Origin of the sequence: Sphingomonas yabuuchiae (genome assembly GCF_001477495.1) — a bacterium.
Classification (GTDB): Bacteria; Pseudomonadota; Alphaproteobacteria; order Sphingomonadales; family Sphingomonadaceae; genus Sphingomonas; species Sphingomonas yabuuchiae_A.
The window spans coordinates 339,689-347,399 of sequence record NZ_LDTF01000007.1 but is presented as its reverse complement, the minus strand read 5'-3'; the positions used below and the strand labels follow the sequence as shown (position 1 = coordinate 347,399).

The 7,711-nt window shown below is 65.3% G+C and carries 10 protein-coding genes; 7 read left to right on the top strand and 3 right to left on the bottom strand.

Going from position 1 to position 7,711, the window contains the following annotated elements:
- From hmgA to NS355_RS02885, 3 genes are all read left to right on the top strand, one after another.
- On the top strand, positions 1-1,051 hold a 1,051-nt coding region (gene hmgA / locus NS355_RS02895; protein ID WP_058744308.1), incomplete at its 5' end, for a homogentisate 1,2-dioxygenase.
- Positions 1,048-1,680, top strand: a complete 633-nt coding sequence (maiA, locus tag NS355_RS02890; RefSeq protein ID WP_058744268.1) for a maleylacetoacetate isomerase — start codon at positions 1,048-1,050, stop codon at positions 1,678-1,680. The genes hmgA and maiA, both read left to right, overlap by 4 nt.
- Positions 1,677-2,036: a Rieske (2Fe-2S) protein gene (locus tag NS355_RS02885; protein ID WP_058744267.1), complete on the top strand. Its 360-nt coding sequence runs from the start codon at positions 1,677-1,679 to the stop codon at positions 2,034-2,036. The genes maiA and NS355_RS02885 overlap by 4 nt, the downstream gene beginning before the upstream one ends.
- Here the strand turns inward: NS355_RS02885 and NS355_RS02880 are convergent.
- On the bottom strand, positions 2,026-2,892 hold the full coding sequence (locus tag NS355_RS02880; RefSeq protein WP_058744266.1) for a hypothetical protein: 867 nt from the start codon (positions 2,890-2,892) through the stop codon (positions 2,026-2,028). The genes NS355_RS02885 and NS355_RS02880 overlap by 11 nt on opposite strands.
- A gap of 102 nt (positions 2,893-2,994) precedes the next feature.
- Here NS355_RS02880 and NS355_RS02875 point away from each other — a divergent pair, with 102 nt between their 5' ends.
- From NS355_RS02875 to mazG, 4 genes are all read left to right on the top strand, one after another.
- On the top strand, positions 2,995-3,270 hold the full coding sequence (locus NS355_RS02875; RefSeq protein ID WP_058744265.1) for a metal/formaldehyde-sensitive transcriptional repressor: 276 nt from the start codon (positions 2,995-2,997) through the stop codon (positions 3,268-3,270).
- 47 nt (positions 3,271-3,317) lie between these two features.
- A complete protein-coding gene (dmeF, locus tag NS355_RS02870; protein ID WP_084787455.1) occupies positions 3,318-4,262 on the top strand; it encodes a CDF family Co(II)/Ni(II) efflux transporter DmeF in 945 nt (314 codons plus the stop codon).
- 35 nt (positions 4,263-4,297) lie between these two features.
- Entirely contained in the window at positions 4,298-4,930 is a 633-nt protein-coding gene (locus NS355_RS02865; RefSeq protein WP_244489530.1) for a L,D-transpeptidase family protein, read from the top strand.
- A 220-nt stretch (positions 4,931-5,150) separates the two neighbouring features.
- On the top strand, positions 5,151-5,867 hold the full coding sequence (gene mazG / locus NS355_RS02860; protein ID WP_058744306.1) for a nucleoside triphosphate pyrophosphohydrolase: 717 nt from the start codon (positions 5,151-5,153) through the stop codon (positions 5,865-5,867).
- Here the strand turns inward: mazG and hflX are convergent.
- The gene (gene hflX / locus NS355_RS02855) at positions 5,848-7,140 is read right to left on the bottom strand and encodes a GTPase HflX (protein ID WP_058744263.1); all 1,293 of its coding nucleotides are present in this window, start codon (positions 7,138-7,140) and stop codon (positions 5,848-5,850) included. The genes mazG and hflX overlap by 20 nt on opposite strands.
- Complete coding sequence (gene hfq, locus NS355_RS02850; RefSeq protein ID WP_430726990.1) at positions 7,137-7,691, bottom strand: RNA chaperone Hfq; 555 nt, start codon at positions 7,689-7,691, stop codon at positions 7,137-7,139. Before hfq ends, hflX begins: the two co-directional genes overlap by 4 nt.
- Positions 7,692-7,711 lie beyond the last annotated feature (20 nt).

The window sequence follows — 7,711 nt, the reverse complement described above, 5'->3', positions numbered from 1 at the left end:
GGAGATGTGTATAAGAACCAGCGACAGCCCCCTGCCCCCCAACCGCCTGCGCTGGGACCCGACGCCAATGACGCCGCCGGGCACCGACTGGATCGACGGGATGACGACGATGCTCGCCAACCGTGATCCGGCGGATCTGGAAGGCGTTGCCGTCCATGTCTATGCCTGCAACCGCAGCATGGAGCGCGTGTTCGTCGATGCGGACGGCGAACTGGTCTTCCTGCCGCAATCCGGGCGCCTGACCATCCTGACCGAGCTAGGCCGGATCGACATCGCGCCGGGCCAGATCGCGCTGGTGCCGCGCGGCGTGCGCTTCCGCGTCGAACTGCCCGATGGCGAGGCGGCGGGCTATGTCGCCGAGAACCACGGCAGCCTGTTCCGCCTGCCCGACCTCGGTCCGATCGGCGCGAACGGCCTGGGCAATCCGCGCGATTTCGAGACACCCGTCGCCTGGTTCGAGGATCGTGACGAGCCGACCCAGGTGGTCCAGAAATTCCTCGGTTCGCTCTGGACGATGACGCTCGATCATAGCCCGCTCGATGTCGTCGCATGGCACGGCAATTTGACGCCGTGGCGCTATGACCTGTCGCGCTTCAACACGATCAACACGGTCAGCTTCGACCATCCGGACCCCTCGATCTTCACCCTGCTGACCTCGCCCAGCGACGTGCCGGGCCGGGCCAATGCCGATCTGGTCCTGTTCCCGCCGCGCTGGATGGTGGCGGAGGATACGTTCCGCCCGCCCTGGTTCCACCGCAACGTCATGTCGGAGGCGATGGGCCTGATCACCGGCGCCTATGATGCCAAGGCGGAGGGCTTCCGCCCCGGCGGCCTGTCGCTGCATAATCTGATGGCAGGCCACGGTCCGGACCACGCCAGTTGGCAGGGCGCAAGCAACGCGGAGCTGAAGCCGCACCGGATCGAGGGCACGATGGCTTTCATGGTCGAAAGCTGCTGGCCCTATCGTCCCACGACCTACGCGCTGTCGCATGCGCAACTCGATTACGACGCCGTGTGGAAAGACTTCCCCAAGGCCAAGCTGCCCCTATGAGCCTGACGCTCCACGGCTATTGGCGGTCGAGCGCCGCCTATCGGGTACGGCTGGCACTGGCGCTGAAAGGCTTGTCCTATACCAGCGTCGCGCACGACCTGCGTACGGGGGCGCAGCGTGCCGCCGATTACCGCGCGCTCCAGCCGCAGGGCCTGGTGCCGGTGCTGGAGGGGCCGGACGGCCCGCTGATCCAGAGCCCCGCCATTCTCGAATGGCTGGAGGAACGCTATCCCGATCCACCGCTGCTCCCCGGCGACCACGCCGGGCGGGCCGTGGTGCGGGCGATGGCGGCGGTCGTGGCGTGCGATATCCATCCGATCAACAATCTGCGCGTCCTGACCATGCTGCGGCAGGACATGGGTGCCGACGAAGCCGCCATCGGCCGCTGGATCGGCCATTGGGTGGCGGAGGGTTTTGCCGCGCTGGAAATCCTGATCGAACGGCACGGCGCGGGCTATGCCTATGGCGATACGCCGACGCTGGCCGACTGCCATATCCTGCCGCAGGTCTATAACGCCGAGCGGTTCGCGGTTGACCTGTCGACCTTTCCCCGGCTGGTGGCGGCAGCCCAGCGCCTGCGCGACCGCGTGCCCGAGGCCGCACCCGAGGTTCAGGGCGACGCGGCATGAGCGACGAACGCCTGACCGCCACGCCCGCCGGGATCGCACTCGGCCCGCTCGACACCATCGCCGACGGCGCGGCGCGCAATTTCGTGCTCCAGATGCGGTCGGGTCGCTTCCACGGCTTCGTCGTACGGCGCGGCGAAGCGGTCCATGGCTATGTCGACCGCTGCCCGCATATGGGACTGCCGCTGGCGCAGGAACTGGACGCCTATCTGACCCCTGACGGGACGCGGATTGCCTGTTCCTGGCACGGGGCGATCTTCGACGTCGCGGACGGTCAATGTCTGGGCGGCCCCTGCATGGGACAGCGGCTGACGCCCTGGCCGGTCACGGTGCACGATGGAGCGATCGTTACGGCGTAACGCCGGTCACCTCGCTATGGGCGATCGCCTGCAATCGGCCGATGAGACGTGGCTCCAGGCCGAGATCGATCCCCGCCCGTTCCTGCTCGCCCAGCCGCCGGACGTCGAACCCGGTGATCTTCTCGAATACGACCAGCGCCTCCAGATAATAGCCCGCCGCGCTGGCGTGATATTGGTCCCAGCTCCACAGATCGACCTGCCCGAAGGCGACACCGTCGTAGGGGTTCGGATCGGCAACCCGCTCCGCCCAGGCCCTGTTCCAGGCCTGGCCGACCGGGATCGTGCCCGAGATTTCGGGATAGCGTCGCAGGGCATAGGCATTGCCTGTCGCCAGATCGTCCGCCATCGCAGTGATCGGCTTGCCACGCCAGGGACTGGCGGTGCGATAGGTCAGGTCCGCCCGGCTCCATGTGGAGACCAGTTCGACACGCACGCGCGGATTGGCCCGACGCAGCATGGCGGTCAATAGCCCGGCGGCCTCGGCATGGCGCATCGGATCGCCCAGCCGCTGCGCGTCGAGCGTGCTGTAGCCCTGCAGGACGACCACATCCCAGCGTCGGTCGATCGCCTTGCGCTTCTGTTCGTAATGATAGGCGAGGTCGCGGCCGGGCGCGGTTTCCAGGCTGACCTGCCAGTCCTGGCCCGCCTCCTCCGCGAACGTCTTGAACAGCGCGGGCACGCCGCCAATGCCTTCGCGGTTCAGGTCGCGGACCAGATCGGGGCGATAGCGCATGACCGGCGAATGCGCGCCGAAGGTAAAGCTGTTGCCGACGAACAGGATCGACTCCGCAGCCGCAGGGGCGGATGCGGTCAGTGCCACCGCGATCAAAGCCCAACGCCGAAACTTCCCGCTCATGCGCGTACCTCTGTTTTTCATGGCAGCCCTTCTGACGGATGCCGCATCCGATACGCAACCCGGTTGATCGAAAATCACATATACCCTATACCCCTATCCATTATGGCTCATGTCACCACCAGCAAGGAAAAGATCGTCGCGCGCGTCCGGCGGATCGCGGGACAGGTTGCGGCGATCGAGCGGTCGGTGACGGCCGATGCCGATTGCGCCGAGACGCTTCACCTGGTTGCGGCCGTGCGCGGCGCGGTGGCGGGATTGATGGACGAGCTGGTCGAGGATCACCTCCACGCCCATGTTGCCGCCCCCGGTCTGACCGAGGAGGAACGAAAGGCCGCTGCGATCGAGCTGGCCAAGTTGCTTCGCCGCCATTTCCGCTGATTGCCGATCAAGGACGTCTTGCCGTGAATAGCCCCATGAACGCTCCGATGAATACGCAAAGCCATGATTATCTGGGCCATGCCCATGACGAGAATGCGCGCCGCACCCGCCTGGTGGTATGGCTGTCGACGGGAATGATGGTCGGCGAGATCGTCGCAGGCTATCTGACCGGATCGATGGCGCTGCTGGCCGATGGCTTCCACATGGCGACCCATGTCGGGGCGCTCGGGATCGCGGCAATCGCCTATTCCTATGCCAAGCGCCACGTCGCCAACCCGCGCTATAGCTGGGGCACCGGCAAGGTCGGCGAACTGGCGGGCTTCGGTTCGGCGATGGTGCTGGGGCTGGTGTCGCTCGGCATCGCTTATGAGTCGATCATGCGGCTGGCCGATCCGCATGCGGTTGCGTTCGGGGACGCGATCTTCGTCGCGGTGCTGGGCCTGCTGGTCAACATCGCCAGCGCCTGGCTGCTCGGCCATGGTCACGGCCATGACCATGGTCACGGCCACGGCCATTCCCATGGTCATTCCGACCATCGTCATGATCATGACCACGGACATTCGCATGACCGCTATGGCGGCGATACCAACATGCGCGCCGCCTATATCCATGTCCTGGCGGATGCGCTGACGTCGGTCATGGCGATCCTGGCTTTGGTGGCGGGGCGCTATCTGGGCTGGGTCTGGCTCGACCCGGCGGTCGGACTGCTCGGCGCCGCGGTCATCGCCAACTGGTCGCTCGGATTGATGCGCCAGGCCTCGACCGTGTTGCTCGACGCGGCCGATCCGAAGCTTGCCGGTCAGGTCCGCGACCGGGTGGAGGCCCCCGGCGACCTGCGCATCCACGATTTCCATATCTGGCGGATCGGACCGACGGCCCATGCCGTGGTCCTGTCGGTCGAGGGCATCGACACCGTCCTGACGAGCGCCACGGTTCACCAGCGGCTGGAAGGCATGGCGGCCCTTGGCCATGTCACGGTCGAAATCCGCTAACCCCTTATTGAACAAGGGATGGCATAAGGCGCGGGATGAGAGCGCTGCAAATTCTGGCTGGAGCCATCCTTCTGGGCGCGGCGGGCGGCGGCGTGATGCTGGCCCGTCACGCCTCTCGCGATGACGCGCCCCGGCCCGCCAAGACGACAGCCCCCCGGATCGTTTCCCGGCCGACGATCGTGGCCCCCTCACCCTCCCCGACGCCAGCGCCCTTCGTCGTCCGCCATATTCTGGACCTGAAGGGGCCATTGAAACACGGCGACTTCGTGTGGGACGAAAGCGGGGCACCGAGCGGCCCCATCGTCATCACGGTGGATCTGGCCGCGCAGGTCGTTTCGATCTTCCGCGACGGCTATGAGATCGGGACGGCAGCGATCATCTACGGCGCGGACAATATGCCGACGCCGCTCGGCGTGTTTCCCATCCTGCAAAAAGACGCGACCCACGTCTCCAACCTCTATGACGCGCCCATGCCCTATATGCTGCGCCTGACCAATGACGGCGTTGCCATCCATGCCAGCGACGTGCGCTTCGGCAACGCAACCCATGGCTGTATCGGCGTGCCGACCGGCTTCGCCAAAAAACTGTTCGCCGCCACGAAACTGGGCGACCGGGTGATCGTGACCAACGGCAAGACCATGGCGCTGGGCCAGTCGATCCTGGGCTGATCAGAGAAGGCAAATGCCATGACCGGCGCCGCGTCGCGATCCGCCAACGATCGCGGCCCCACCGCTTTCTTCTGGGCCACCGCCCTCGCGGCAACCGTCATCTGCTGGCCGTGATCGCCAAGTCCCGACCCTAAACAGTGTCATTTCCACTCCATGACGATTATGTCTTCCCTCAATCGCAGAAACAAAGGTTGCCGATTTGGAACGCCTGCTGACCATCATGAAACGCCTCCGCGACCCGCAGACCGGCTGCGAATGGGATGTGGCGCAGAGCTTTGAGAGCATTGCGCCCTATACCATCGAGGAAGCCCATGAGGTCGCCGATGCCATCGCGCGCCGCGACATGGCGGACCTCAAGGACGAGCTCGGCGATCTGCTCCTGCAAGTGGTCTTCCACGCGCAGATCGCCGAGGACCAAGGGCAATTCGCCTTTCCCGATGTCGTCGCGGCGATCAGCGACAAGATGGAGCGTCGGCACCCGCATATCTTTGGCGATCAGCCCGAAGGCGGCCATCATCTGTGGGAGCAGATCAAGGCCGAGGAACGTCAGGCGAAGGCGGCGGGCGGTACATTGGATGGCGTCGCCCTCGGCCTTCCAGCTTTGATGCGGGCGGAAAAGCTTCAGAAGCGTGCCGCAAGGGTCGGCTTCGACTGGCCGGATGCCGAAGGATCGCGCGCGAAGGTCGACGAGGAAATTCAGGAAATCACCGAAGCTCCGCCCGAGACGCTGGCGGAGGAATTTGGCGATCTGCTATTCTCGGTCGTCAACTGGGCGCGCCATTGCGGGGTCGATGCCGAAGCGGCGCTCCGTTATGCCAATGGCAAGTTCGAGCGCCGCTTTCGGGCGATGGAAGCCGAGGCGGGCGATGGTTTTCCCGCGCTCGAACTCGAAGCCAAGGAAGCCTTGTGGCAGGCCGTCAAGCGTCGCGACGGGTGAACCGCTCATAGTCGGACTCGGCCAGGCGGACATCATAGACCGCCTGTTCGCCCTCGATCACCTGGTCCAGCACCTCGCCATGCGCGTGGAGCCAAGCCGCCCCCGCCCCGTCGCCCGCATCCAACGTGACGCGATACCGCCGATGCCCGGAGGTCAGTGCAGCCGCCACCTGCTCGATCAGGTCATCAATGCCCTCCCCCGTCATCGCCGACACGGCGACGATGTTAGGACGGCGTGCGGCCTCGACCAGCACATCCTCGCGGGCATCGCCCTCGATCAGGTCGATCTTGTTCCACGCCTCGAACCGCGGCGTTTCAGGATCGACACCGATCTCAGTCAACACGGCCTCGACATCGGCGCGCTGCGCCTCGGTGTCGGGGTGTGCGATGTCGCGGACGTGGATCAGCAAGTCGGCCGAAACCACTTCCTCCAGCGTCGCCTTGAAGGCGGCGACCAACTGGGTCGGCAGGTCGGAGACGAAGCCGACCGTGTCGGACAGGATCGCCTTGTCGATGCCGGGCAAGGATATCTGCCGCAAGGTCGGGTCCAGCGTCGCGAAGAGAAGGTCCTTCGCCATGACATGAGCGCCAGTCAAACGATTGAAAAGCGTAGACTTTCCGGCATTGGTATAGCCGACCAACGCAATCACCGGCCACGGCGCGCGCTGACGCCGCTCGCGATGAAGTCCACGCGTGCGGCTGACCTGATCCAGCTCTCGCCGGAGCCTTGCCATGCGATCGCGGATCATCCGGCGATCCGCCTCGATCTGCGTTTCGCCGGGGCCACCGAGGAAGCCGAACCCACCGCGCTGACGTTCGAGGTGGGTCCAACTCCGTACCAGACGACCGGCCTGATAATCGAGATGCGCAAGTTCGACCTGCAACCGGCCCTCGGCCGTCGCGGCGCGCTCGCCGAAGATTTCGAGGATCAGGCCGGTCCGGTCGATGACCTTGGCCTCCAGGGCAGTCTCCAGGTTGCGCTGCTGGACCGGGGTCAGCGACGCATCGAACACCACCAACTGGGCCTCTTCCATCCGCACTTGCTGGGCGACCTGCTCGACCTGGCCGCTGCCGATCAGCGTGGCTGGCTTCGGCGCACGGACCCGAAGGGCTATGCGCTCGACCACGTCCAGGCCGATCGCCATGGCAAGTCCGGCGGTCTCTTCCAGACGTGCTTCGGCATCACGCGCGGCATCGCCCTGATCGGGCAGGACGATGACCGTGCGGGCGCCGCGCGCAAATTCACCGCGGTCGCGATCGAAACCCGTACTCAATCCTCGGCCGATCCCGCCTGCTCTTCGGCCAGATTCAGCGGCCGGGCCGGCTGAATGGTCGAAACGGCGTGCTTGTAGACGAGCTGCGCCATGCCTTCACGCTGAAGCAGCATGCAGAACAGGTCGAAGCCCGCGATCTGCCCCTGCAGCATGACGCCATTGATCAGGAACATGGTGACGGGGTCTTCGGACTTGCGCACCGCGTTCAGGAAGATTTCCTGCAAAAGCGGGTTCTTACGCTGCTGTTCGTTGACGCCGTCGACGATAGCGGCGACATCCAGCGGGCCCGAAGGCATGATGGTGGAGATGGCGTGCTTGTAGATCAGCTGCGACTGTCCGTCGCGGCGCAGCAGTACCGAGAAATTGTCGAACCAGGTGACGATACCCTGGAGCTTCACGCCCTTGACGAGGAACATGGTCACCGGCGCCTTGGAGCGGCGCAGTGCATTCAGAAACAGGTCCTGCAGTGAACCCGATTTGTCGGCCATGGTCGAGCCCTTGTTCTTGGCGGGTCCGTGCCCGCGAGTAGCGCCGTTTCCCGGCGTCGGAATTGTGCCCGTGCACCGGGCGC

Excerpts from the sequence above, each read along its gene's own strand:
- NS355_RS02875 (WP_058744265.1), top strand. The coding sequence starts at position 2,995 with ATGGCTCATGTCACCACCAGCAAGGAAAAGATCGTCGCGCGCGTCCGG.
- dmeF (WP_084787455.1), top strand. The coding sequence starts at position 3,318 with ATGAATACGCAAAGCCATGATTATCTGGGCCATGCCCATGACGAGAAT.
- mazG (WP_058744306.1), top strand. The coding sequence starts at position 5,151 with ATGAAACGCCTCCGCGACCCGCAGACCGGCTGCGAATGGGATGTGGCG.
- NS355_RS02880 (WP_058744266.1), bottom strand. The coding sequence starts at position 2,892 with ATGAGCGGGAAGTTTCGGCGTTGGGCTTTGATCGCGGTGGCACTGACC.
- NS355_RS02865 (WP_244489530.1), top strand. The coding sequence starts at position 4,298 with ATGAGAGCGCTGCAAATTCTGGCTGGAGCCATCCTTCTGGGCGCGGCG.
- maiA (WP_058744268.1), top strand. The coding sequence starts at position 1,048 with ATGAGCCTGACGCTCCACGGCTATTGGCGGTCGAGCGCCGCCTATCGG.
- NS355_RS02885 (WP_058744267.1), top strand. The coding sequence starts at position 1,677 with ATGAGCGACGAACGCCTGACCGCCACGCCCGCCGGGATCGCACTCGGC.